Origin of the sequence: Paenibacillus sp. FSL H8-0315 (assembly GCF_038005365.1) — a bacterium.
Taxonomy (GTDB): Bacteria; Bacillota; Bacilli; order Paenibacillales; family Paenibacillaceae; genus Paenibacillus_AQ; species Paenibacillus_AQ odorifer.
This window is the reverse complement of record NZ_JBBOTA010000001.1, coordinates 1,943,853-1,969,166: the sequence shown is the minus strand read 5'-3', so window position 1 is coordinate 1,969,166 and position 25,314 is coordinate 1,943,853. Positions and strand designations below refer to the sequence as shown.

Genomic DNA, 25,314 nt, shown 5'->3' with positions numbered 1-25,314 from the left:
TTGTTTAATAGTTTTATACTTATAACTATATCAATATTATTCTCGTGGGAGAGACGCCAAATGCCTAATTACTATTTTAAAGAAATATGGACGCCTTTAAAATTAGTGAATATTCGTTTTTATCTGGATGATGAAAATCGTGTTTGGGTTAAAGTTTGGTCTAAGCATCGGCGACTTCTGAAAAGAGTAGAGTCTACTATATAACTTCCGAGGTCTATCTCTTTTGGCTGAGAAGTTTTAAGTCACTGAGCAGTGACTTATTTTTTTTTTTGAGAACGGAATTTTTGACAATTTTAAGAACTAGTAGGCCCTAATGTTTCCTTTTTGCTATCACAACCTTATAAATTAGCTAAAAATAACTCATCCTAACCGTAGCGAACCTACGGTTTTTTATTTATAATAATTATTATCTGGATTTCATAAAGCGTTCAAAAAATCTGTAAAAAGTCTTATTTTCGTGTGATATACTTAACACAGTGTTTTGAGATGTTGTGAAAGTGAACGGTATGTAAGATATTAATTTATATAATTGGATTTCAGCAACTTATAGAGACTAGGATGGTGAACTATCGATGCACATCGTCGTCGTTGGCCTGAATTATCGTACGGCTCCCGTGGAGGTTCGGGAACAGTTTGCTTTTGCGGAAAGTGATCTTCCGGCAGCGCTCCATCAACTGATGAAGACGAAGGGTGTGCTAGAAGGGGTCTTAGTAGCTACCTGCAACCGTACGGAAATTTATGTGGTGATGGACCGCCTTCATATGGCTGGTTATTTCATCCGCGGCTTTATGGAGCAATGGTTTAGTGTGAAAAGTGAGCAATTTGCTCAGCATATGTATATTTATGAAGACGAACAGGCGATTGCGCATTTGTTCCGCGTGACTTGCGGCCTGGATTCCATGGTGATTGGGGAGACGCAGATCCTGGGACAGGTGCGGAGTTCTTTTCTCACAGCTCAGGCTGAGGGTGTAACTGGAACTTGGTTCAATCGGTTGTTCAAGCAAGCGGTGACGCTCGGCAAAAGAGCACATAGTGAAACGTCAATCGGCGAGAGCGCAGTATCGGTCAGTTATGCGGCTGTGGAGCTGGGCAAGCGGATTTTTGGCATGTTCACTGGGAAAAAAGTGCTGATTCTCGGCGCCGGCAAAATGAGCGAGCTTACCGTGAAGCATCTATACAGTAGTGGTGCGGCAGAAGTGATTGTCGCTAACCGTACGCTGTCGCGTGCGATTGAATTGGCGGCGAAGTTCTCGGGTAAGCCGAGCACGATTGAAGATGCGTTAACAACTCTAAATGAAGTAGATATCGTGATCAGCTCGACAGGAGCAGACGGGTATGTGCTTACGGCTGATAAGGTAGCGCATGCTATGAAACGCCGCCCTTCGCGGCCGCTTTTTATGATTGATATTGCTGTACCACGTGATATTGATCCTGCGGCGGCAAATGTGCCGGATGTTTTTTTGTATGATATTGACGATCTGGAGGGCATTGTGGAGAACAATCTGGAAATGCGCCGAAGTGAAGCTGCGAAGATTGAAGTGATGATCAGCGAGGAAATGGATGAGTTCCAGCTGTGGCTCAAGACGCTTGGGGTAAGACCGGTGATCCGGGCGCTCCAGGATAAATCGAATACGATTCATGAAGAAACGATGGAGAGTCTGTTCAACAAGCTGCCCGAGCTGGACGAGCATCAGCGGAAAGTAATCCGCCGCCTGACTAAAAGTATCGTGAACCAGATGATGCATGATCCGATCAATGTAATTAAAGAGCTGTCCGGTGGTAAGCAGGGGAATGAAGCTCTTGATTATTTTTCCAAAATCTTTGCGTTGCAGGAACAGCTCAAATCCGATTCAGATGATGGAGACATTGCCCCGGTTAAGCAGTCTAGTTCTGGAGAACGTACGGCTGGCAGCGCTGATTTCTCTGTGCCTAAAACGGCGCTTGCTCCGGCAGGCTTGCTGGGTGGGTGAATAATATGCAACTGCTGAACGGAATATATGACGCCGCTCTGCTGGTCTATGCCCTGAGCCTGCTGTTTGTTTTCTCGGATTGCCTTAAAAGGAGTCCGGGTGGGAAGCGGTTAGGCACGGGGCTTCTTGTTGTTGTGGGTCTTTTGCAAGTTGCAGGGCTTGGAATTCGTTTCTCTCAGGAGAAAGGCCTGCCTATTTTTACACCTTATGATTTCTTGTTTTGGTTTGCGTTTAGTATTGTGCTGACTTCGCTTGCGGTGGCGTTTACACGTGGTGGCGAGTTTACGATTTTGCTGCTCAGTATGGCCGGGTTTAGTGTTTTTCTGCTTAATCGGGTCTGGCTGACGGCGGGTGGGCATACGCTCGAGACTTGGAGTGCGGTGTATGGCTGGCTGACGATGCATGTGATTTTGGCAAATTTGAGTTTTGCAGCACTGACGTTAGGGACGGTTTTTGCAATATTGTACTTGTTCCTGCACACCAGACTCAAAAGCAAGAAATGGAGCGACCGGATCCGTCGTTTGCCGAACCTGGAGACTACAGATAAATACTCTTATACCGCTATTTTGGTGGGCACTCCTTTGCTGGGAATATCGCTGGTGGTGGCGGGTTTATCTATAGTTTCTGAGGGACGGACGCTTTTATTGAAGGATTTAAAAGTATTAACGACTCTTATCGGTCTTGGGATTTACATATTTTATATTATCTTTAAGAAGTCCGGGCGGAAAAGTGGAGTAAGTATGGCTCGCTGGGCGATTTTAGGATATGCTTTTATTATCTTAAATTTTCTGTTGAATTCTTGGTCTGATTTTCACGGTTGGAGCGGGGAGTGAAGGGCATGACGCGTTATTTACCCATAATGCTGGATTGTGAAGGGCAGCACTGTGTGGTTATTGGCGGTGGTGTCGTGGCTGAACGTAAGGTGAGCGGGCTGTTGGAAGCTGGAGCGGCGGTTAAGGTGATTAGTCCTTCTTTGACAGATCCGCTTGATTCTCTAGCTGAAAAAGGTCTTCTGATCTGGATGGACCGTACTTATGCTCCCGGAGATCTCCGTGGGGCCTTTCTCGTATATGCAGCCACTAACGATAGGGCGGTTAATGAAGAGGTTGCGCGGGAGTCTAGACGGCTTGGAATTCATGTGAATGTGGCCAGCCATGCCGAAGCGGGAAACTTTATCACGCCCGGAGTGGTTCGGAGGGGACGTTTGACGGTAGCTGTATCTACTTCGGGTGCTGGCCCGCTTGAGGCAACGAAGATCAAAAATGTGCTTGAAAAAGCGCTGGATGCGGCGTATGAGCCATATTTGGATTTTGTGCATGCCATGCGTACCCGGATTAAGGAAAAAGAACCTTCTGCTGAAGTTCGTGGAAGGCTTTTGCGGAAGCTTGGCACGCTGGATGTGTTGAACGAGATGAGTAAGGGTACCTTCATAGCGTGGAGCCCGGAGGATATGGACGCTTGGATTGCTGAGCAACGGGTGGAGTAAAAGTGCGCGTGGACACTGTAAAGATTAGAAAATTGGGTTAGATTAAGATATGAAGTGGATGAGCGGTTTTGAGTAACTATAATGAATGGCTGAGTTGGCTCGTAGTGGCTGGGATGGCGGAATGTACGGTAAAAATACTGTTGAATTGAGCTTAAGTAGCTTGGATGGCGGAATGTACGGTATAAATCCCGTTGAATTGGGTTGAAGTAGCTGAGATGGCGGAATGTACGGTATAAATACTGTTGAATTGGGATGGAGTAGCTTGGATGGCGGAATGTACGGTATAAATCCCGTTGAATTGGACTTAAGTAGCTGAGATGGCGGAATGTACGGTATAAATCCCGTTGAATTGGGATGGAGTAGCTTAGAGGGTGGAATGTACGGTATAAATACTGTTGAATTGAGTTGAAGTAGCTTAGAGGGTGGAATGTACGGTATAAATGCTGTTGAATTGGACTTAAGTAGCTGAGATGGCGGAATGTACGGTAACAATGCCCTTAAAATAAGCAACAATCGCCGAAGGAGCTTATGAAAGGCAAAAATGCCTCAAATTCGGCGGGAATTATCCGAAGTAGCGAATTCAAAGGCAATAATGCCTTTTTTAGAGTGAGAGTAGTTAATTGGTTAGTTTGGGTTTGGATTTCTAGTGCAAGGTTTTGCGGTGAAGAGTAAGAGGCGAACGTTACCAGGAGGAATGGACAAATGCGTAAGGTTATAGTGGGGAGTAGACAAAGCGCGCTTGCGTTGACGCAAACGGGACATGTGATTGCTGATCTGGAGCGACTTAGCGAGGAGCATGGTTTTGGTTTTACTTTTGAAGTGAAAAAGATCGTCACCAAAGGTGACCGCATTCTTGACGTTACTTTATCCAAGGTAGGCGGCAAAGGGTTGTTCGTGAAAGAAATCGAGCAAGCGATGCTGGAAAAAGAAATCGACATGGCGGTGCACAGCATGAAGGATATGCCATCCGAGTTACCGGATGGGTTGATCAATGGTGCTGTGCCGAAGCGTGTCGATCCGCGTGATGTTTTGATCTCTAACGGAGGCGTCTCGCTAGACGAGCTGCCTCAGGGTGCACGCGTAGGCACAAGCAGCCTACGCCGATCCAGCCAGCTCGCTGCGCTGCGGCCTGATCTGGTCATTGAGCCTGTGCGCGGCAACATTGACTCGCGGCTGCGCAAGCTGGAGAGCGGCGAATACGACGCAATCCTGCTGGCAGCGGCGGGGCTGTCGCGCATGGGCTGGCAGGATCGCGTGAGCGCCTACCTGCCGCCGGAGGTTTGCCTGCCCGCTGTAGGGCAGGGCGCACTCGGCATCGAATGCCGCGCAGATGACGCTGACCTGCGGAAGCTGCTGGCATTATACAACGATGCCGATACGGCATTGACGGTAGCGGCGGAGCGCACGTTCCTTGGCGTGCTGAATGGCGGCTGCCAAGTGCCGATTGGTGCTCATGCGGTGCTTGACACAGCCGCCAAAGCTGCTACCGCTGAGCACAAAGTAATCTCGTTAACGGGGATGGTGGGAACACCGGACGGTTCAACGATTTTGAAAGAAACTTGCACGGGGATTGACCCGGTACAGCTCGGCGAAGAAGTCGCTAAAAAGCTGATTGCAAGAGGAGCGGAGAAGATACTGTCAGACGTTAGGGGATGAGTGGATTGACGGGGAAGGTTTATTTGGTAGGTGCAGGTCCCGGGGACGCAAAGCTGATTACTGTGAAAGGCCTCGAGTGTATCCAAAAAAGCGACGTGTTGGTGTATGATCGCTTGGCAAGTCCTAGATTGCTGAAATGCATGAAACCCGGCGGGGAGAAGATTTATGTAGGCAAGCTGCCGGATCGCCACACGATGAAGCAGGAAGAGATTAATCAATTGTTAGTTGATTTGGCTTTACAGGGGAAAACAGTGGTGCGGCTTAAGGGTGGGGACCCTACGATTTTTGGCCGGGTGGGTGAAGAAGCGGAGCTGCTGCGCAAAAATGGGATCTATTACGAAATCGTACCGGGCATCACGTCAGCGATCAGTGTACCTGCCTATGCGGGTATACCTGTTACGCACCGCGATCATGCCTCTTCCCTGTCGATTATCACCGGGCATGAAAGTCCGGATAAACTGGATCATTCCATTCATTGGGATAAAGTAACGAACGCCACGGGAACGTTAGTGTTTCTAATGGGCGTAGCTAAAATAGGTTACATCAGCGCTCAGCTGATCAAGCACGGGCGGCCGCCAGAAACACCAGTGGCACTTGTGCGCTGGGGCACCCGCGCGGATCAGGAGACGCTGACGGGAACCCTCGCCGACATTGAGGCGAAGGTGAAGGCGGCGGATTTTCAGCCGCCGGCAGTCATCGTCGTCGGTGACGTGGTGCTGCAGCGTGAGCAGCTGAAGTGGGTCGAGGCGATGCCGTTATTCGGCAAACGCATCGTGGTGACACGGGCTCGCAGCCAAGCAAGCGAGCTGGTGGATAGAATTGAAGAACTCGGCGGGGAACCCTACGAGTTCCCGGTGATCGAGACGATCATGCCGGAAGGGGCAGAGAAGAAGGCGAAGATTGCAGCGGCGTTTGGCGCGCTGGAATCGTACGACTGGGTATTCTTCACTAGCCCGAACGGCGTGGAGTTTTTTTGGCGCCACTTGGCGGAGCTGGGGGCGGACATTCGCGGGCTACACCGCGCGCGTATTGCAGCGGTGGGGCCAGGCACAGCCGCCGCGCTGGCGCAGCGCGGGGTGATTGCTGAGGAACTTCCGGCGAAGTTTCAGGCGGAAGGTCTGATTGAGACGTTCGGTCCCCAGCTGCTGCCGGGGCAGAACGTGCTATTGCCGCGCGGCGATCTGGCGCGGGACTGGCTGCCGGACAAGCTGAGAGAGCTTGGCCTTCAGGTGACAGACGTGGATACCTATGAGACGGTTGTCACGGGTGAGGATGACGTCGAGCTGCTGAAGCTGCTAGAGGAAGGTCGCGTTCACGCGGTAACCTTCACCAGCTCGTCAACCGTGCGTAATTTCTTACACATCCTGAAACGGTTGGGGCTTGAAGATCCGCTCCCGCTGCTTGCAAATGTGAAAATCGCCTGCATCGGTCCGTTAACGGAGCAGACTGCGGTAGACGCGGGACTGACACCGGGTCTCTTGTCTGAAGAGGCAACCATAGATGGTTTGGTGCAGGAGCTCTGCCGCTGGAATGCGGAGACTCAGCTGCAGTAGCGCTCGGATCGAGGATAGAACGAAGCAATAGTTTACAGGTGTGCTTAGCTTACGCAGCTTACTTTCTGGTGGGAAGGTAGAAGCTGATTACTCTGCGGGGAGAGTAGTAGCTGTTCAACGGAGAAAGGCAGTGCCTGCTTAGAAATATAGCGCTCAGCTTATATTTAGTTAGATTATAGGCTAGAGTTTTGTTCGTAGTTACTAATAGTTGGGGTTACATGTGAGTTTAGAGTTTGTTCATAGTTACTAAATAGTTCGTAGTTACTAAATAGTTCGTAGATATTAAATAGTTCGTGGTTACATGTGAGTTTAGAGTTTGTTCGTAGTTACTAAATAGTTCGTGGTTACACGTGAGTGGGTAATTATTAATGAGTTTGCGGTTACTTTTACTAACTAACATTTGTTGGTTTACTCGCCGTTATATCTACGCTCAAAAGTGCCACATCGCTACCTTCAAGTAACATATAAATTGAACTCCGAACGTAGTTACTTATGGAGTTCGGAGGATAATATTTGGTTGTAAACTAACTGGTATGTAGAGAATATGCAGTAGGTTAATGTGAGCAGATCTGCTTGAAGTTTAGGTTTAGTTGTACTTTATACAATTAAATTTCCTATATATCAGCTAAAGCCGAGTTTAGTTGTAGTATGTGCAATTAAATATCCGCTAAATGAGGAATCTTCGCACTTTTGTAATAAATAACTGTAGAGAATGCAACTAAAGCTTACAATTAGGACAAAACATCGAGATAGTTGCACAAACTACAACTATACGTAGTTAGCCAGTGGTCGGCGGTTTGGTTGCGGCTAATTTAGACTTGGCTGTGGCTAGTTGTAGTTTGCTGCCAGACACATAATTTGGTTTTATATTTGATTTTTCAGGAGGATGAACAAATGAGCTTTCCAATTACACGTCACCGCCGTTTGCGCGGTTCTGCTGGAATTCGTGGCATGGTGCGGGAGACGATACTGAATGTGCTGGATATGGTACAGCCTATTTTTGTGACTTATGGAACAGGTGTGAAGAATGAGATTAGCTCAATGCCGGGCGTGTATCATTTTTCGCTGGATACGTTAAAAGCAGAAGTGGACGAGATCGCCGCACTAGGCATCCCGGCTGTATTGTTGTTCGGGATTCCCGAGACGAAGGATGCTATCGGTTCTTCCGGTTTTGCAGAGGATGGAATTGTGCAAGAGGCTACTCGCTTGATCAAGCAGTGGTACCCAGAGCTGTTGGTCGTTGCAGATACCTGCCTTTGTGAATTTACGGATCACGGACATTGTGGAATGGTGCATACGCATACGGTGAATGGTGTGGTCCATGGCGATGTTATCAACGATGCCTCGCTGGAGCTTTTGACTCGTACGGCGGTATCCCAAGCAAAAGCTGGAGCAGATATTATCGCCCCTTCCAACATGATGGATGGATTTGTTCACGCAATTCGTGCGGGACTTGATGAGAACGGCTTTGAGCATGTGCCGATTATGTCGTATTCGGTCAAATATGCTTCGGCATTTTATGGCCCTTTCCGCGAAGCAGCGGATTCAGCACCACAGTTCGGGAATCGCAAAACATATCAAATGGACCCTGCCAATCTGCGCGAAGCACTCCGTGAAGCAGAATCCGATGTGCTGGAAGGCGCGGATATGTTAATGGTGAAGCCGGCTCTGGCTTACCTAGATGTGATTCGTACGATTCGTGATCAGTTTGATCTTCCTTTGGTGGCTTATAATGTGAGTGGAGAATATTCCATGGTAAAAGCAGCGGCACTGCAAGGCTGGATCGACGAGCAAGCCGTTGTGCTGGAAATGCTGACGGGCATGAAACGTGCTGGTGCGGACATTATTATTACTTATTTTGCAAAAGATGCAGCCCGCTGGCTGCGCGGCTAATCTTCATCACACCGACATCGCGGCAGCTAATATATGTTTGTACAAGCTTGTGTAACCAAGAAGAGAATAGGAGTGAAGATACATGAGTAATGTGCCAATGGCGCGTAAAGAGGAAGCGTCCCGGAAGGCTTTTGATGAAGCAAAACAATATATTCCCGGCGGGGTGAACAGCCCTGTACGGGCGTTTAAATCCGTAGGTCTGACTCCGATTTATGTGGATCATGGGATAGGTTCGCGTATTTTTGATATCGACGGCAACAGCTTTATCGACTATGTGCTCTCATGGGGTCCGCTGATTATGGGTCATGCGCATCCTGAGGTTGTGAAGGCATTGCAGGAGACAGCGGTAAAAGGGACAAGCTTTGGCGCTCCAACGCTACTGGAAACGGAAATGGCAAAAACCGTTGTTGAACGAGTGGCATCTGTAGATATCGTACGCATGGTTAACTCTGGAACGGAAGCTACGATGAGCGCGATTCGTTTGGCACGTGGTTTCACTGGACGCAGCAAAATCTTGAAATTTGAAGGCTCCTACCACGGTCACGCGGATAGTCTGCTTATTAAGGCTGGCTCTGGTGTAGCTACATTGGGCTTGCCGGATAGCCCGGGTGTCCCAGAAGGCGTTGCAATGAATACCATTACGGTTCCTTACAATGATTTGGAGTCCACTCAGATTGCTTTCGAACGTTTTGGCAATGAGATTGCCGCAGTGATCGTAGAGCCGATTGCCGGCAACATGGGCGTGGTTCCACCGCTTCCAGGCTTCCTGGAAGGGCTTCGTAAATTAACTTCTGACAATGGTTCGCTGCTTATTTTTGATGAGGTTATGACAGGCTTCCGTGTTAATCGTGGCTGTGCTCAAGGCTTGTTCGGGATTACTCCGGATATTACTTGTTTTGGCAAAGTTATCGGCGGCGGACTTCCAGTGGGTGCTTATGGCGGCAAAAGAGAGATCATGGAGCAAATCGCTCCTACTGGACCGATTTATCAGGCGGGCACACTTAGTGGTAATCCTTTAGCGATGGCAGCCGGATATACTACGCTCAAGCTGTTGACCCCGGAAGTATATGATCGTCTGGAACAATTGGGTGCACGTCTGGAAGCGGGTTTGAAAAAGAATTCAATTGAGACTGGCATTCCGCTCACTATCAACCGGGTAGGATCAATGGTTTGCCCATTCTTTACTGAAGGACCTGTAATCAATTTTGAAACGGCTAAGTCCAGTGACACGGATCTTTTCCGTCGTTATTTTGGTCATATGGTAAACCAAGGCATCAGTGTGCCACCTTCACAGTTTGAGGGGATGTTCATATCGGCTGCACATAGTGAGCAAGATATTGATGATACCATTGAGGGCCATTATAATGCCCTGAAGGCCCTTTGAGCATCGGAGCCGGAGAAAGAACCGGTGGTGGCGCTTGGACCCGGCGTGGAGAGTGGCTGGAGGTAACACCCGGCAAAATCATTACTGGAGCCGAGGATACGCAGGCAATGATTGACAAGTGGCTGCTAGAAACTGTAGGTATGCCGGAGAAACTTCATCTGCGGTTACGCCGCGAGGGAGGCATTCAGTGGAAAGGCGACCGGCTTCGGCTGGCGCTTTTTCCCGATCGTGAAGCGGGGCTTGAACCGATATGGGAAGAGCTTGAGGTGCTGTATGAGGATGATTTTTGCCTGGTAGCTCATAAACCAGCTGGGCTGGCGGTACATCCCGATGGCAGTGGAACAGGTGTAACTCTGGATCACCTCGTAGCTGCGCATTATATCACTTCCGGCGAAAATGTGGCTGTGCGCCATATTCACCGCTTGGACAAAGATACAACGGGTCCGGTGATGTATGCGAAAAATGAGTTTGCACAGTTAGTCCTGGACGAGAATATGCGTGAAAAAGGCATCTCGCGGCACTACGCCGCGATCGTTGAAGGCATCGTGCCGCCTGCGCTTAAGGTGATCGATGCCCCGATTGGGCGCGACCGGCATCACGCTGCGCGCAGACGGGTCTCGCCCGGCGGACAATCTGCCGTGACGCGAATCATCGAGCGCGAGGCACTGCATGGCGGAAGCCTAGTGCATGTGCAGCTGGAGACTGGACGGACGCATCAGATTCGCGTTCATCTCAGCCATATGGGTCATCCCTTGTATGGGGATGAACTATATGGCGGTCCGGTTTGGGCTTCCAGCGCTGCCGGCCGCCATGCCCTGCATGGCGAGGCATTGTCCTTCCGCCATCCTTGGAGCGGAGAACAGCTGGAAGTCAGCGATCCGTGGCCGGAGGATATGCTGCAGCTGCGAGAGCTGCTGTCTGAAGCACCCTGACAGATACGTAAGTGGCTAAGGAACAGTAGAATCAGCAAAAGCTGGTTCTGCTGTTCTTTTTCTATTTTTTCAGAAAAAAAACATCTATCCATGTCTTATTAATAAAAGCAGCATATAATACTTTGTTCTTACGAAGTAGTGCATCTATCAGCAGGCTGAAGGTTTGGTGAGCTCTTAAATTCATGAAATTTATTAGCATCCTGTCCGGTTAGTACTACCAAAGTTGTCATGCCTCTCTGTTTGAAGCATATACATGTGGGGAGTAACATTTTGGGCTTATGCTCTGGGCCTGTCTCAGGGTTAGATTATGCCAAGAAGGAGGACATATCCCGTGTTTGATCAGTCCCACGGCTTGCGGTTTGATATTTACGAACGCATTCACCTTTCGGAAGAGCTTCCGGGAATAGCTGAGCTGGAGGAGGTTGAACTACTTCCGGAAATTCAGGTGATTCAGCGGGAGGATCGGGCCGAGTTATATGGTCAGCTGTTGCTTACCGGGCTTTACCGGAGTGAAGATGACCGAACACAACGTCTGGAGCATGCCATTCCCGTGGAAATTACTGTTCCGCTTACACGCGTCAGCTCGATTGAAGATATTGGGGTAGAGATTGAGAATTTTGATATCGATCTGCTCACGATGCGCACTGTGAATATAACAGGCGTATTATCGCTGCGGGGGATCGGTGGTGCGGACCCTCAACCTCAACCAGCCTGGCAGCAAGAGGAGTATACAGTCGCCTATTCTCCTGTGAATGATGACAGGGTAGAAGCTACTGCGGAGCTACAAGAACAGGAAAATGATGCACTTTATGAAAATTCACAGTGGACCTTTGGTGAGGATGCCTCACAGGTTGCTGTAGAAGAACATGAGCATGCCGAAGCGAATGAACAGGAAGCAGAAGAATCATTAGTCTCAAGTGGAGCCGCTCATACGTCCCCTGTAGTCAATTTCTCATCCGGTCAGGAGAAGGACAAGGGAGCTAAAGCACGGACACATAGTCTGGAGTCCCAAGTTGAGGATGCTAAAGCGGGTTTATCCGATTACTGGTTTAAAGCCGAGGCCCAGAACAAAGAGGTTGAGGTGTCTCAGCTGAATCAAGCAAGCTATGTGAGCGAAGAGAACCAACAGTCGGCAGAGGAATATTTTATTCCTAGAGAGACTGCTGTCCTAGCCGTTAGTGCAGATGCAATTCAGGATATCCCTGTATTCGCTTCTGAAAATGAGGCTAATAATGCGCTTCCTAAGCAAGAAGAGAATACTGCGCCGATTAATGAGAATGCGAACGAAGTTTTTGTTTCAAAAGAGAGTGTGGCTTCTCATGAGGAGAAACAAGATCTTAAGATCGCCTTGGGCAGTAAAAAAGAAGCAGAAATTCCGGAAAAAGAACATCTCACCTTCTCCTCTTTACTAAGCTCCAGTCGTGTCCGTAAAGAGCAGGAAGCTCTGCAGTCGGAAGGAAACACATCTGCAGCAGTGGACGTTCCAGAGGTTGGCAATAATACGGAATGGAAGAGCAGATTCATTGCCAGCGCGGATGGAGCTAACATGTTCCGCAAAGTTCGGCTGTGTATTGTGCAGCGTGAAGAAACACTGGATACCATAGCAGAGAAGTATCAGCTAAGTGCGCGGGAGCTGGTAATGTATAATCGCTTATCCGGGCAGAGTGTAGAGGAAGGTCAAGTGTTGTACATCCCGTAATCGAATCGTGATGCGTACACACATGAATAGGTGAATCCCGATCAGGTATTAGGATCGGGATTTTTGCTGTTTCATTGTTGGAAGGGATGCTTCAGAAGAAATAAGTCGAAATTCAGCCTAAAGTCCCGCTGCAAAGGCGTATCCAGGTTGACTAGGGGGGGCTCAAAATGTATTATGGAGTAAGCAATATCTAAGTAAAGACTGGGAACGGGAAGAGTAGGCGGTCAGCCCTTCAGAGAGCGGAATTGCAAGTGCTGTGACATTCCGTAGGAAACAGCCCCCGAAGTCGCCCCGGAGTCGCCCTTCTGAGCTTATCTTCATATTTGTGAAGGATAAGTTAGGTTGTGGCCGGTAGCAGCCGTTATCTGTACGAGTGTCGCGCTAAGCTTCTGAATCCGTAGGGTAAGAAGTGTAGTTTTATTTTTCATTGGCGCGAAACAAAGGTGGTACCGCGAAAGAATGACCTTTCGTCCTTTGAGACGAGGGGTCTTTTTGTTTTTTTCAGAGACCTGTGCGCTCTATACAGCAACTTTATTAACAACTATAAGCAACTACAAGTAAACTAGTGGAGGTATCAGAGAATGGCTGACCAAAACCATCTAACAGCGGCAGATGCTGCTGCTACGAATGAATCTAAAAACGAGATGCCAACAACGTATGATCCGAAGGCAGCAGAACAGAAATGGTATTCCTACTGGACAGAGGGCGGATATTTCCGTGCAGGCCAACGTCCGGATGCTAAAGCCTATAGTATTGTGATCCCGCCGCCAAACGTAACAGGAATGCTGCACATCGGGCATGCGCTCGATTTCACATTACAGGATATCCTGATTCGTACTAAACGGATGCAGGGCTTCGATACGCTTTGGTTACCAGGTACGGACCACGCAGGTATTGCAACACAAACGAAGGTAGAGCAGAAGCTGCGCGAGCAGGGGATTTCCAGACATGACCTCGGACGTGAGAAGTTCCTGGAGCAGGTGTGGGATTGGAAAGATAAATACGCGAACACCATTCATGAGCAGTGGGCAAAAATGGGACTTTCCCTTGACTACTCCCGCGAGCGTTTTACCCTCGATGAGGGTTTGTCGAAGGGAGTTCGCGAGGTATTTGTTAAGCTTTATAATAAAGGCTTGATCTATCGCGGTAAACGTATCATCAACTGGGACCCGGCGGCTCGTACGGCGTTGTCGGATATCGAGGTTGAATATAAGGAAGTTAACGGTCATCTGTACCACCTGCGTTACCCCCTTAAAGATGGCAGCGGACATATCACTGTAGCGACCACACGTCCGGAGACGATGTTGGGTGATACGGCAGTTGCTGTTCATCCTGAGGATGATCGTTATAAAGATCTGATTGGTAAAACCCTGATCCTGCCGATTATCGGCCGGGAGATTCCAATTATCGCTGACGAGTATGTAGATAAAGAGTTTGGTAGCGGTGCGGTTAAGATCACGCCAGCTCATGATCCAAATGACTTCGAGGTAGGTCAACGGCACAATTTGCCGCAGATCAACGTAATGGATGAGAGCGGTACGATGAACGAAGAAGCAGGACCTTACCAAGGTCAAGACCGGAGTGAATGCCGTAAGGCCATCACGGCGGATCTGAAGGAGCAAGGCGTTCTGATCTCTATTGAAGATCATGTGCATCAAGTTGGACACAGTGAACGTTCAGGAGCGGTTGTTGAGCCGTACCTGTCCACACAATGGTTCGTGAAGATGCAGCCGCTCGCCGAAGCTGCCATCAATGCACAGAAGGATGGTAATGGGGTTAACTTTGTACCTGAACGGTTCGAGAGAACCTACCTGAACTGGATTGAAAACGTACGCGACTGGTGTATTTCCCGTCAGCTTTGGTGGGGGCATCGTATTCCGGCTTGGTATTCTGAATCTACCGGTGAGCTGGTTGTGGCGAATGACGAGGAAGAAGCGCGCCGGATCAGCGGCTTAACCGACCTGAAACAGGACGAGGATGTTCTGGATACTTGGTTTAGCTCCAACCTCTGGCCGTTTGCAACCCTAGGCTGGCCGAATGAAGACAGTGCAGATTTCAAACGTTACTATCCGAACGATGTGCTCGTAACGGGCTACGATATTATTTATTTCTGGGTAGCGCGGATGATCTTCTCGGCACTGGAATTCACCGGAGAGAAACCATTCTCGGACGTATTGATGCATGGTTTGGTACGGGATGCTGAAGGACAAAAAATGTCCAAATCACTCGGCAACGGTGTAGATCCGCTTGAGGTTATCGAGAAGTATGGCGCAGATGCTATGCGTTATATGATTTCTACCGGCAGCACAGCGGGTCAGGATTTACGATTCCGTTGGGAAAAGGTAGAGCAGGCGCGTAATTTCGCTAATAAGATCTGGAATGCGTCACGCTTCGCCCTCATGAATCTTGAAGGAGTTAGCTTCGAGAATATTGACATTACTGGAGAGCTAACTACGGCTGACCGTTGGATTTTACACCGTCTGAACGAAACTTCTCGTGAAATTACGCGTCTAATTGACTCGTACGAGTTCGGCGAGACCGGCCGCCAGCTGTACAACTTCATTTGGGACGATTTGTGTGACTGGTATATTGAGTTCGCGAAGCTGTCGCTTTACGGAACGGATGCCGCAGCCAAAGCGAAGACACAGTCCGTACTTGCTTATGTACTCGACCGCACGATGCGCTTGATCCATCCGTTTATGCCGTTTATTTCGGAGGAAATCTGGCAGCATCTGCCGCATGAAGGAGAGACAATCACTTTGGCTGCTTGGCCTGAGTATGATGCTGCTCTGGAGAACCCGCAAGCGGTAGCGGAAATGAACCTGCTGATGGATGTAATCCGGGCAGTTCGTAATATCCGTGCTGAAGTAAATGTACCGATGAGCAAAAAGGTTGATTTGATTATTAAAGCGAGCAATGAGGAAACACTGAGCATCATTACTCGTAACGACAACTACATCGGACGTTTCTGCAATACCTCTTCTTTCGAAGCTGGCCTGAATCCGGAAACGCCAGACAAGGTAATGTCCGCTGTAGTAACGGGAGCGGAACTGCTTCTGCCTTTGTCGGGGCTGATTGATATTGAACAAGAAATCGCTCGTCTGGAAAAAGAAGTGCAGACGCTGAACAGCGAAGTAGAACGCGTAGAGAAAAAGTTGAGCAATCAGGGCTTCGTGGCCAAAGCTCCCGCAAAAGTTATCGAAGAGGAGCAGGCGAAGCAGGCAGATTATTCTGCCAAACGTGAGAAAGTACTTGCCCGCATAGCAGAGCTGAGAGGATAAGAGACATGGATGACCTAAATCGGGGCGGAAGCACCGCCCCTCTTGCGACATATACCGAAGCGGTTAACTGGATCAAGGGCCTGATTCCTTTTGGAATCCGGCCAGGTTTAGACAGAATTGAGATGTTGATGGACAAGCTGGGAAACCCGCACCGTCGGCTGAAATTTATTCATGTGGCGGGTACCAACGGCAAAGGCTCCACCTGTGCTTTTTTGACAAGCGCACTTTTGCAAAGCGGCTATTCTGTCGGCACCTTCACGTCTCCGTATATTACGAAGTTCACGAACAGGTTCCAATATAATAATACGGACATTCCTGAAGAAACTCTTCTTGAGCTAGTGAATACCCTTCGTCCTTTGGTAGATGAGATTGCAGAAACGGAATTTGGCTCACCAACGATGTTTGAGGTAACTACAGCTGTGGCCATTCTATTTTTTGCGGGTGTTTCTTGTCCGGATGTTGTCGTATGGGAGACTGGGCTTGGGGGAAGGCTGGATGTAACGAACATCGTTACTCCGATCGTGTCGGTGATTACAAATGTCGGCCATGACCATATGGATATTCTGGGAGATACGCTTGAGAAGGTTGCAATGGAGAAAGCCGGGATTATCAAACCCGGTGTACCAGTTGTTAGCTGCGTAAATCAACCGGAAGTCGTGGCTGTACTCAAGGAGAAAGCGGCGGCTTGCCGCTCTACTCTTTATCTTGCCGGAGAAGATTTTAGCTATGAAGCTACTGGAATCCATGGGGATGTGCAGACCTTTAACTTTAAGGGTCCCTTCCGTTCGCTTGAACTTGGGATTGTGATGAAAGGCGAACACCAGATTAGCAATGCGGCGGGAGCCATGATGGTTCTTGAAGTTTTGCGCCAGTATATGGCGTTCATGCTAGAGGATGAAGATGTTCTGGAAGGATTGCGTCATGCATTTTGGGCTGGAAGGCTGGAAGAGGTAAGTAAATCTCCGAGGATCGTACTGGATGGAGCACATAATCCGGAAGGCGCGGAGAGCCTTGCCAAAAGCCTGCCACAGCTCTATAAATACGGTAAATTAAATTTACTTATGGGAATGATGGCAAATAAGCATCATGAATCCTACTTTAAGCATATACTGCCTATAGTGGATACGCTCATCCTGACCGAACCGGATTTCCAGAACAAAATGGACGCGGAGCATCTGCAGGTTATCGCAGAAAGTCTGCGGGATAAATATGCCAAGGAAAACTTGGTAATCATAGTAGAACATAATTGGGGAAAAGCGCTGCAACAACTGAAGTCGATTACAGCGGAGGATGACCTTGCCGTCGTATCTGGTACGCTGTATTTGATTTCTGACGTGCGCGGTACACTTTTGCAGCAACCCGATACTGAAAAAGGCTGGTGACGACTGTTGGATACTACTGAACGTGTGCATTTTATAGGGATCGGCGGCTACGGTATGAGCGCGATTGCCCGAGTAATGCTAGAAATGGGATATACGGTTACGGGCTCCGATGTGGCTGCCCAAGAATTGACGGATAAATTGATTGCTAAAGGTGCCAAGATTTATATTGGGCATACAGCAGAACAAGTAAAAGGTGCGGATCTCGTCGTGTACTCTACGGCTTTGTCCAGCGATAATGTGGAATGGGTGGAAGCAGAGCGTCTTAAGATTCCAATTCTGCACCGCTCACAAATGTTAGCCCGTTTATTGAACGAACGTAAAGGGGTAGCCGTTGCCGGAGCGCATGGTAAAACAACTACATCCTCTATGATCGCACTTGTAATGGAAGAGTGTGAAGTTGATCCTACGTATATTATCGGCGGAGAGATTATGAACGTCGGTACGAATGCAAAGGCAGGACAAGGCGATTATGTAGTGGCGGAAGCGGATGAGAGTGATGGCTCTTTCTTGCACTATCACCCTTGGCTTGGAATTGTCACGAATGTGGAAGCAGATCACTTGGAGAATTACGGCGGAGATTTTAACCGTCTCAAGGCTGCTTATGTACAGTTTATGAACCAGACCCGTGAAGACGGCACTGCGATTGTGTGTGCAGATGACGAGAACGTGATTTCTTTATTGCCTGAAGTGTCAGGTAAGGTGATTACTTACGGCATCAAGTCGAAGACTGCAGATTATATTGCCACAGACATCGTTCTTGGCGACCGTCAGGTTTCGTATACGATGAACCATAATGGCGTAGTATTGGGACAAATTGAACTATCCGTGCCAGGCCAGTACAATCTGTATAATTCAATGGCTGCGGTTATCGCTTGTTTGAAGTCAGGAATCTCTTTTGAAAAAATCGCTGAAGCGATCGTGAAATTCCATGGTGCGAAGCGCCGTTTTCAAGTGCTCGGAGAAGTCGATGACATTCTGGTCATCGATGATTATGCGCATCACCCAACTGAAATTCAGGCGACAATCAGTGCTGCTAAGGCAACGGGGAAACGGATTATTGCCGTATTCCAGCCTCAGCGGTATACACGTACGTTCTTCCTGCTAGATGCCTTCAGCCGCGCCTTTAGCGAAGCAGATGAGGTGATCATCACCGACATCTACTCTCCGGCAGGTGAGAAGCAGATTGAGGGGGTTACATCTGCGAAGCTGGTTGAGCTTATTGTGCAGAACAGTAACGCTGGTGCAAGACATCTGCCAACCAAAGAAGATGTGCTTGCTGATCTGAAACCTCGTATTGCCCCAGGTGACCTAGTGATTACGATGGGCGCAGGCGATATCTGGAAGGTTGGATACGCATTGGCGGACGGCTTGAAGAAGCGTTAATACAAACACAGGCCTACACGAGAATATTCATATTCTCTTGACCATAGCACTTCCCCCCGAGCTCCGTGCAGGGGGAAGTGCTTTTTTGTATACTTAAGCGGTGTATGTACATTCTAAAAAATGAAATAAATAGGGTATTTGCTGAACCAGCCATTGAGTGCTATAGTGCTGTCAGTAGAGGATCAATTTTTCCGTGTAGGTGGTGACTCATGGACTCCCAGCTTGATATCAAAACGTTAGTGTATTTATTTATTTTTGGAAATCTATTTATATTGCTGCTGATAACCAATTACCGGAGGAGCGCTCCTAAAGACAGGGCATCCACCTTATTCATACGCTCAAAGGCGGTGCAGCTGCTCTTCTGGTGTTCATTATTATTATGGGGTCATATCCCCCGCGCTTTATCCATTCCACTTAGCAACGCTTTGATTCTTTTAGGCTGCTGTCTGGAGATTATTGCTTTATTGCTGATGATGGGAATCCTTGGTCAGCGGATAAAGTTGTATTACATAACGCTTTCCATACTTAGTTCGATTACTTTTAGTATTGTTGCGATCTTCTTTCATCATTCCAGCTGGCGCATAGCCTGTACCTCATTATGGTCGATACTGTTTATTGTCTATCCAGCTTACCACCTCACGGTGAACCCCAAAGGCACCCCTCTTCAGAAGATACTCGGAATATTGTTTTACGCTTTTGCAGGGATTATGCTGCTCCGCGCGATTGTTGCATTGATCTGGGAGCCAGAGATGAACGTGTTCACAACTAATCTTTCGCAGTATTTATATTACTTGGGGATGTATTTATTGTTGATTGTGGGAGCCGCAGGCTTTATTCTACTTTCTAACGAGCATTCCTTTGTAAAACTGAAACGAATCGCTAGCTACGATGATTTGACTGGAATCCTTAACCGTGGAGCATTTCTTGAGGAAGCTGAGGTACGGCTTGAGAAGGCAGTTGCTGAGCAAGAGTACTTTTCTTTTATGCTGCTGGATTTGGATCATTTCAAAGAAATCAATGATACATACGGCCATGATACCGGCGATGTTGTTCTGGAAGAATTCGCATTGACGATTAAGGACAACCTCGAAAACAGCGATTTATTTGGCAGGCTGGGCGGCGAGGAATTTGCAGTTATCCTTTGCGGGCTGGATGAAGCTAGCTGTGACCGGAAAGCTGAAGTGTTACGAAAGGCAGTAATGAAGACGCCTACACAAAAACTTTTACAAGGCTATACAGTTAGTATAGGTGTAATTACAATCATACCGGATCAGGAGATTTGGATAAATAAGCTGTACAAGCTGAGCGATAAAGCGTTATACCAAGCCAAACAAGAAGGAAGAAACCGAGTGGTCAGATACAATTATATTTATTGAGCTTAGAGAATACAGGGGGTGAAATTCACTAACATGCATCTGGATCTCAAGACACTGCTGGTCTGCCTCTTTATGTGGCAATCCTTTACGGTATTGCTTATTGTCGTCTATCGTTTGCGTTACGCGCAGGAACGGACTTCTACCTTGTTTGTCACGGCAAAATATTTGCAGCTGGCAGCTTTAATTCTCCTTTTGCTGAATGATTTCACAGACTCACGACTTCCCATTCCAATCAGTATGCTGCTTGCTTTAGCTGGAGGTACGCTGGAAAGCTTAGCGCTTCTGATGCTTCTCAGAGTTTTTGGGAGTAGGATTGAACGATATTATACGATCCTGTTCGGAGTATCCATTGTCATCGTAGTGCTACTGCATATAATTATGCCAGATGAGCGGTTGGTTATGGCTGCAACTTGTCTATTTGGGATTATGATCTTAGCGTTGCCAGCTTATATATTAGCTGTGAAGATTAGAGAGACCTCTCTCCAGCGAACCATAGGATTGTTGTACTTTGTTGTAATTTTAGCGCTGGTTAGCAAGGGACTTGAACCGTTTTATTCGATGTTAGGATGGAATGCACAGACCTCTCACTGGCTGCAGATATTTTTTTATCTGGGGATTTATTTGCTTATGTTCTTAGGAACTGCAGGAATCATGCTGCTTTATAGGGAGGATTCCTTTACAGAATTGGAACGGGTGGCCACTTATGATGTGTTGACAGGTATTTTGAATCGCAGATCCTTTGTACAGCGCGCCCGGCCTTTAATAGCTGCCTCAGCAATGAAGAAGCTGCCGTATTCTTTTTTACTGCTGGATGTGGATCACTTTAAACGCATAAACGATACCTACGGCCACAATACCGGCGACCACGTTCTAAAAGATCTGTCTCATAAAATAAAACAGCAGCTTGGCAATGGTGATCTGTTCGGAAGATTCGGTGGTGAGGAGTTCACTGTGCTGCTGCATAGAGCCGATGAACAAAACAGTGATATGATTGCAGAGCGGATGCGCACAGCGGTTACAGGGGCGGTCATTCATGGTGTGCCCTTGCATTACACGATAAGTGTTGGCATCATCACGGTGGATTCAGGTGAACGATACGCATTGAACACTCTTTACAAACTTAGTGACACTGCATTGTATCAGGCTAAGAAAAAGGGCCGGAACTGTGTAGTTAGAAGCTATGACAACTAAAGTGTCTTCCTTTCGACATTAAGCGAGGGAGATGCTTTTTTTGTATGCAAAGAGGCGTAGTACATATTACCTAAAGATTACGATTTCTATCCATAGAGCAATTCATGATTATGTATGGCGTAAAAAAAGGGGTTTTAGTCTATATTTTAGAAAATGTGGCGTTTTATAAGGGTAAATCGTGATAGAATTTTGGAAACTCAGAAAAAAACTTAAAAAATTTTAGACTTCTCCTATAAATCGACAAAACTTTTAATTGAAATGAGTTACTATTGAACTGCATCTAAAGTTTCAGTTAGTAGATGGGGGTTTTTATTACAAAATACAAGGAGCCAGAGTCATGCGAGAAAGAATGCTGTTCCTATCAGCCCAGAATCAAAGCGCAGAGGATCTAGAAGGAGAAATGAGAACAGGGAGTATTCTCGAGATTTTGCTTGGGAAATTTGATATAGATTTGCTGACGTACGGCAGTGCCAACCAAACCGTGTCTATAAATGAGCGGACGGCACTTACGGTTCATAACATTAATGAAGATTATACGACCTGGAGGCCAATGCTGCGCCCCTTACATAAACTGCGGAATTTCTCAAATTTAAGTCATATAGATAAAGATATGAAGAACACTATTTTGGAGCTTTGCCGTTCGAATAATTACAAGCATGTATTTATATCGCATGTCCTATTGGGTAAATGCATTGATATGGTGCGGAACTTGCTTCCAGAAGCCAGTGTGATCACAGATACCTATAGTTTTGCAAACGGAAGCGGAGGATCTGCCGGAGAGGCAGGAAAGTTAAGCAGGAAGAATCCATATAATAAACTCAATGCTGCATGGGATCGTAGGAATAAACGGCGATTAATGAATAAGACGGGACTACTTTTAGCAACCTCGGAATGGGATGCACTAGCGTTCAAATCTCTATCATTTGCCGATGCTCGTAAGGTTCATGTTGTCCCCCATTTCATCAAGATGAATGAGTATGAGACTTTTGCAGAGCCTGTGACTAAAGAAAATTCAATTGTGCTGCACTGGAATATGAATATGAGACTGGGAATAGATGCAGCCCGAGTATTCTTTAAAAAAACCTATCCCATGATTAAAGAACAAGTGCCTGATATCAAAAGTTACATTATCAGCTCAGAGGTTCACCCAGAGGTCATGACTTTGATTAAGGAAGATGAATCGGTCATAGTCACTGGACCAGTAAATTCCTCTACTGAATACATACGACGGTCTAAAGCTGTTCTGGTGCCTATCCTTGAAGGCTGCGAAGTTTCTAGAAATATACTGGAATCCTGGGCGCTAAAAACCCCGGTGGTTACTAGCTCAATCATGTGTGAGAAGCTGAATTGTGAGCATAACCGAAATATTTTGCTGGCTAATACCTCAGTTGAGGTTGTTGGAAGTGTACTGAATTTACTGAAAAATCCTGAGCTTGGCGCCATTATTGCGGATCGTGCGCATGAGACTTTGTTGAAGAATTACGAAATGAATCATGTTAAGAGTAAGATTCTTAGTCTTGTATAGAGGGTTGTCAGACATGATGCTTGCCCCTCTGGACAACAAATAACCCGCGAGGACCATTAAAAGTCCTACGCGGGTTATTTGTCGACAGGATTTTAGAGTAAGTTGCGGCGCAGTTCTTCTGGTGATTTCGGAGACAACATCCCAAGTGGAATATCGAATACAGTACGCGCTCCGCTTTGACCTTCTTGACTCATACGCTGAGCAGCTCTGGCATAAGCCACAAGCACACTAGCTGTAAATTCAGGATTGCTCTCCAGCTTCAGGCCAAATTCAACAATTTGTTTCGTGCCTTCTCCTGTTACCCCACTGCGAATAACAAACCCGCCGTGCGGAATACCGCTATGCTGAGCTGCCAGTTCTTCTTCAGTGATGAAAGTAACCGTAGTATCATAATCTGCAAAATAGTTCGGCATATTCACAATTTCTTCGCGAATGCGCTCTTGATCTGCACCAGCCTCAGCTACTACAAAACACTCTCTAAGATGTTTTTCACGAGTAGTAAGTTCTGGTGTTTCACCCGCACGGATGGCCTCGATAACCTCTTGTACTGGAACAGTATATTGTACGCCACCTTTAACGCCTTCTACTCTGCGAATGGCATCGGAGTGACCTTGGCTGACGCCTTTACCCCAGAAAGTATATTCTTTACCTTGTGGCAGAATAGCTTCAGCTAGCAGACGGTTCATGGAGAACAGGCCTGGATCCCAGCCCGTAGAAATTACGCTGAGTGTTCCGCCTTGTTTAGCTGCGGCATCAACGGTCGCAAAGAACTCAGGGATTTTGGCATGAGTGTCAAAGCTGTCCACGGTATTAAACATCCGGGCAATAGCTGGTGTCTGTTCTGGCAGATCGGTAGCCGATCCTCCGCACAGAATCATAACATCTACTTTTCCCTTATATTGTTCGACGGCAGAGATATGCTCGAATTTCACACCGGTTTCACCAGCTTCCAGTTGTCCAGGCTCTCTGCGCGTAAAGATCGCAACCAGCTCGATATCTTCACTTTGGTTAATAGCCTTACGTACACCTTTTCCTAAATTACCGTAGCCCACAATTGCTGCTTGAATTTTTTGTTTCAGAAAAAGCCCTCCTAAACTGTAATGAACTAAAATCCTATTTCTAGCTTAACTAGTATAGTGCACACTTTTAGCTCTTTTTATATAGTATATAAAAGTTACATGTAATGTAAACTGAATCCGTATAACTTTCATTATTCATTTGGCTATAAAAATAGCATATCTCTCTATTGTCTATCATATATTTCCATATAGATTAGATGAGGTGAGGTGTTACTGTTGAATAACGGAAGAATGACATTCCGATTTGACGTGAATAAGGACGAGCCTAAGCCAAAACCGCAGGTAGTGGAGCGCTGGTCCAGTGGCGGACTGGGTACAGCTGAAGAATATGCAGAGGAGTTGCGCAAGGAGGTCGGTCCAGCACAGCAGCATACTTGGGTGCAAGAACCTGATCTACGCTCTACGCGTGAGGCACCGCCGGAGGATGCTTACGACTATTACTCAGGAACTGTAGATCCACGCCAGCAAGAATGGGACGAACAGGATAGAGATTTCAGAAATACGCAGCAATCGTATCTGCTCTCAGATTTGGTACTAGATGACAGAGATAAATCAGCAGAGGTTTACACGGGAGGTTATGGGGGCTCATATCATACTCGTCGCCCATCGTATTGGTGGAAATTATCCCTGTCTGTGGTGGGGGCCATCGGCACAGGTCTACTGCTTGGGTATGCGGCGCTTTCCTTTTTTTATGGAGGAAACATGGATAGTAGTTCGGGAACCGGGATAACAGATACATTGGCTACTTCAGGGCAGACTTCCGGAGCTAATGATCCAGCAGGTGTAGGAACCTCGGGATTGCCGGTTACGGGCACAGATGATGCTGGCAAAAACAGTATTCCTGTTCAAGTGGCTGCGCAAAGCTACTACCTGCTGCAGTATGGCGTATTCAGTACGCCGGCAGGCGCGGAACAAGCTAGACAAGAGCTGTTGGACGCTGGTTTGGCTGCGGGCTTGGACCCTGCTGACGGAAATCGTGTATATGCCGGAATGTCCTCTGACCGTGAACAAGCTAAGCTGCTCAGCAGTGGACTGAAGAATCAAGGGATTGAGCTTTATGTAAGAGAGGTGGATCTTCCCGGAGTGGAACGATTAGGATTTGCCGGAAATGCGGAGGCTGTGAATAGTTATTTTGCGGTGAGTGGACAGTTGCTCAGTGAACTAAGCAGTCAATCCGCTTCTTTACTCAGTGGCGGACAAACGGATGCGGCAGCTAATACCTCAGCTGTGAGTGATCTTCATCTCCAATGGAGTGAAGCTGTTAAAGCTCTGGAGCAAGGCATAACGCCTGAAGCCAAAAGCATTTGTGCAGCGCTAGAGAAATCTATGAGCCAAGGAATTTCAGCACTGAGTGAATATAACAAGAACAAGGCGCAAGCCCTGCTTTGGGAAGTGCAGGAATCCATGCTGAGCTTCTTGACCAGCCAAAAACAGCTGCTGTCTGCTATGAATTGAATGCTTGGATTGCGGATTCAAAATAACAACAAGTCTCCGGGGAATTGGGGGCTTGTTGTTTTTTTTCGG

Annotated in this window: 17 protein-coding genes and 1 pseudogene; 16 read left to right on the top strand and 2 right to left on the bottom strand. The window is 47.5% G+C overall.

Features of this window, described 5'->3' with window-relative positions:
* The first annotated feature begins 572 nt into the window (after window positions 1-572).
* From hemA to MHB56_RS08540, 3 genes are read left to right on the top strand one after another with little or no spacing between them, the layout of a single operon-like run.
* Window positions 573-1,970 carry a glutamyl-tRNA reductase gene (gene hemA / locus MHB56_RS08550; RefSeq protein ID WP_341143470.1) on the top strand — a complete coding sequence of 466 codons (1,398 nt, stop codon included), beginning with the start codon at window positions 573-575 and terminating at the stop codon, window positions 1,968-1,970.
* A 5-nt stretch (window positions 1,971-1,975) separates the two neighbouring features.
* Entirely contained in the window at window positions 1,976-2,803 is an 828-nt protein-coding gene (gene ccsA, locus MHB56_RS08545) for a cytochrome c biogenesis protein CcsA (protein WP_076129405.1), read from the top strand.
* A 5-nt stretch (window positions 2,804-2,808) separates the two neighbouring features.
* Window positions 2,809-3,456: a precorrin-2 dehydrogenase/sirohydrochlorin ferrochelatase family protein gene (locus MHB56_RS08540; RefSeq protein WP_341143469.1), complete on the top strand. Its 648-nt coding sequence runs from the start codon at window positions 2,809-2,811 to the stop codon at window positions 3,454-3,456.
* A gap of 243 nt (window positions 3,457-3,699) precedes the next feature.
* On the opposite strand, the pseudogene MHB56_RS29835 reads toward MHB56_RS08540, so the two are convergent.
* Window positions 3,700-3,948: pseudogene (locus MHB56_RS29835) on the bottom strand (hypothetical protein); the annotation flags it as partial.
* Between the two features lie 210 nt (window positions 3,949-4,158).
* Between MHB56_RS29835 and hemC the strand changes: the two are divergent.
* The 12 genes from hemC to MHB56_RS08480 all read left to right on the top strand — a co-directional run bounded on the left by hemC (window position 4,159) and on the right by MHB56_RS08480 (window position 22,711).
* Entirely contained in the window at window positions 4,159-5,112 is a 954-nt protein-coding gene (gene hemC, locus MHB56_RS08535) for a hydroxymethylbilane synthase (protein ID WP_076129403.1), read from the top strand.
* A 5-nt stretch (window positions 5,113-5,117) separates the two neighbouring features.
* The gene (gene cobA / locus MHB56_RS08530; RefSeq protein WP_076219621.1) at window positions 5,118-6,665 is read left to right on the top strand and encodes a uroporphyrinogen-III C-methyltransferase; all 1,548 of its coding nucleotides are present in this window, start codon (window positions 5,118-5,120) and stop codon (window positions 6,663-6,665) included.
* A gap of 894 nt (window positions 6,666-7,559) precedes the next feature.
* Window positions 7,560-8,558, top strand: a complete 999-nt coding sequence (gene hemB / locus MHB56_RS08525) for a porphobilinogen synthase (protein ID WP_076129402.1) — start codon at window positions 7,560-7,562, stop codon at window positions 8,556-8,558.
* An 82-nt stretch (window positions 8,559-8,640) separates the two neighbouring features.
* Window positions 8,641-9,942: a glutamate-1-semialdehyde 2,1-aminomutase gene (gene hemL, locus MHB56_RS08520; RefSeq protein WP_445667742.1), complete on the top strand. Its 1,302-nt coding sequence runs from the start codon at window positions 8,641-8,643 to the stop codon at window positions 9,940-9,942.
* Window positions 9,939-10,874: an RluA family pseudouridine synthase gene (locus MHB56_RS08515; RefSeq protein WP_256715829.1), complete on the top strand. Its 936-nt coding sequence runs from the start codon at window positions 9,939-9,941 to the stop codon at window positions 10,872-10,874. Before hemL ends, MHB56_RS08515 begins: the two co-directional genes overlap by 4 nt.
* Window positions 10,875-11,205: 331 nt before the next feature.
* Window positions 11,206-12,573 carry a LysM peptidoglycan-binding domain-containing protein gene (locus MHB56_RS08510; RefSeq protein WP_341143468.1) on the top strand — a complete coding sequence of 456 codons (1,368 nt, stop codon included), beginning with the start codon at window positions 11,206-11,208 and terminating at the stop codon, window positions 12,571-12,573.
* Between the two features lie 581 nt (window positions 12,574-13,154).
* Window positions 13,155-15,854, top strand: a complete 2,700-nt coding sequence (locus MHB56_RS08505; protein WP_076129400.1) for a valine--tRNA ligase — start codon at window positions 13,155-13,157, stop codon at window positions 15,852-15,854.
* Between the two features lie 5 nt (window positions 15,855-15,859).
* Window positions 15,860-17,236, top strand: a complete 1,377-nt coding sequence (locus MHB56_RS08500) for a bifunctional folylpolyglutamate synthase/dihydrofolate synthase (protein WP_076129399.1) — start codon at window positions 15,860-15,862, stop codon at window positions 17,234-17,236.
* Between the two features lie 6 nt (window positions 17,237-17,242).
* A complete protein-coding gene (gene murC, locus MHB56_RS08495) occupies window positions 17,243-18,619 on the top strand; it encodes a UDP-N-acetylmuramate--L-alanine ligase (protein ID WP_036685137.1) in 1,377 nt (458 codons plus the stop codon).
* Window positions 18,620-18,828: 209 nt separating this feature from the next.
* The gene (locus MHB56_RS08490; RefSeq protein WP_076129397.1) at window positions 18,829-19,995 is read left to right on the top strand and encodes a GGDEF domain-containing protein; all 1,167 of its coding nucleotides are present in this window, start codon (window positions 18,829-18,831) and stop codon (window positions 19,993-19,995) included.
* Window positions 19,996-20,028: 33 nt separating this feature from the next.
* Window positions 20,029-21,186, top strand: coding sequence for a GGDEF domain-containing protein (locus tag MHB56_RS08485; protein WP_076194484.1), 1,158 nt, complete (start codon window positions 20,029-20,031; stop codon window positions 21,184-21,186).
* A gap of 337 nt (window positions 21,187-21,523) precedes the next feature.
* Window positions 21,524-22,711: a glycosyltransferase gene (locus tag MHB56_RS08480; protein ID WP_076194482.1), complete on the top strand. Its 1,188-nt coding sequence runs from the start codon at window positions 21,524-21,526 to the stop codon at window positions 22,709-22,711.
* 92 nt (window positions 22,712-22,803) lie between these two features.
* Here MHB56_RS08480 and MHB56_RS08475 read toward each other — a convergent pair whose 3' ends face one another.
* Entirely contained in the window at window positions 22,804-23,790 is a 987-nt protein-coding gene (locus MHB56_RS08475) for a diaminopimelate dehydrogenase (protein WP_038573038.1), read from the bottom strand.
* A gap of 216 nt (window positions 23,791-24,006) precedes the next feature.
* On the opposite strand from MHB56_RS08475, the gene MHB56_RS08470 reads away from it, so the two are divergent.
* Window positions 24,007-25,245 carry an SPOR domain-containing protein gene (locus tag MHB56_RS08470; protein ID WP_076194477.1) on the top strand — a complete coding sequence of 413 codons (1,239 nt, stop codon included), beginning with the start codon at window positions 24,007-24,009 and terminating at the stop codon, window positions 25,243-25,245.
* Window positions 25,246-25,314 lie beyond the last annotated feature (69 nt).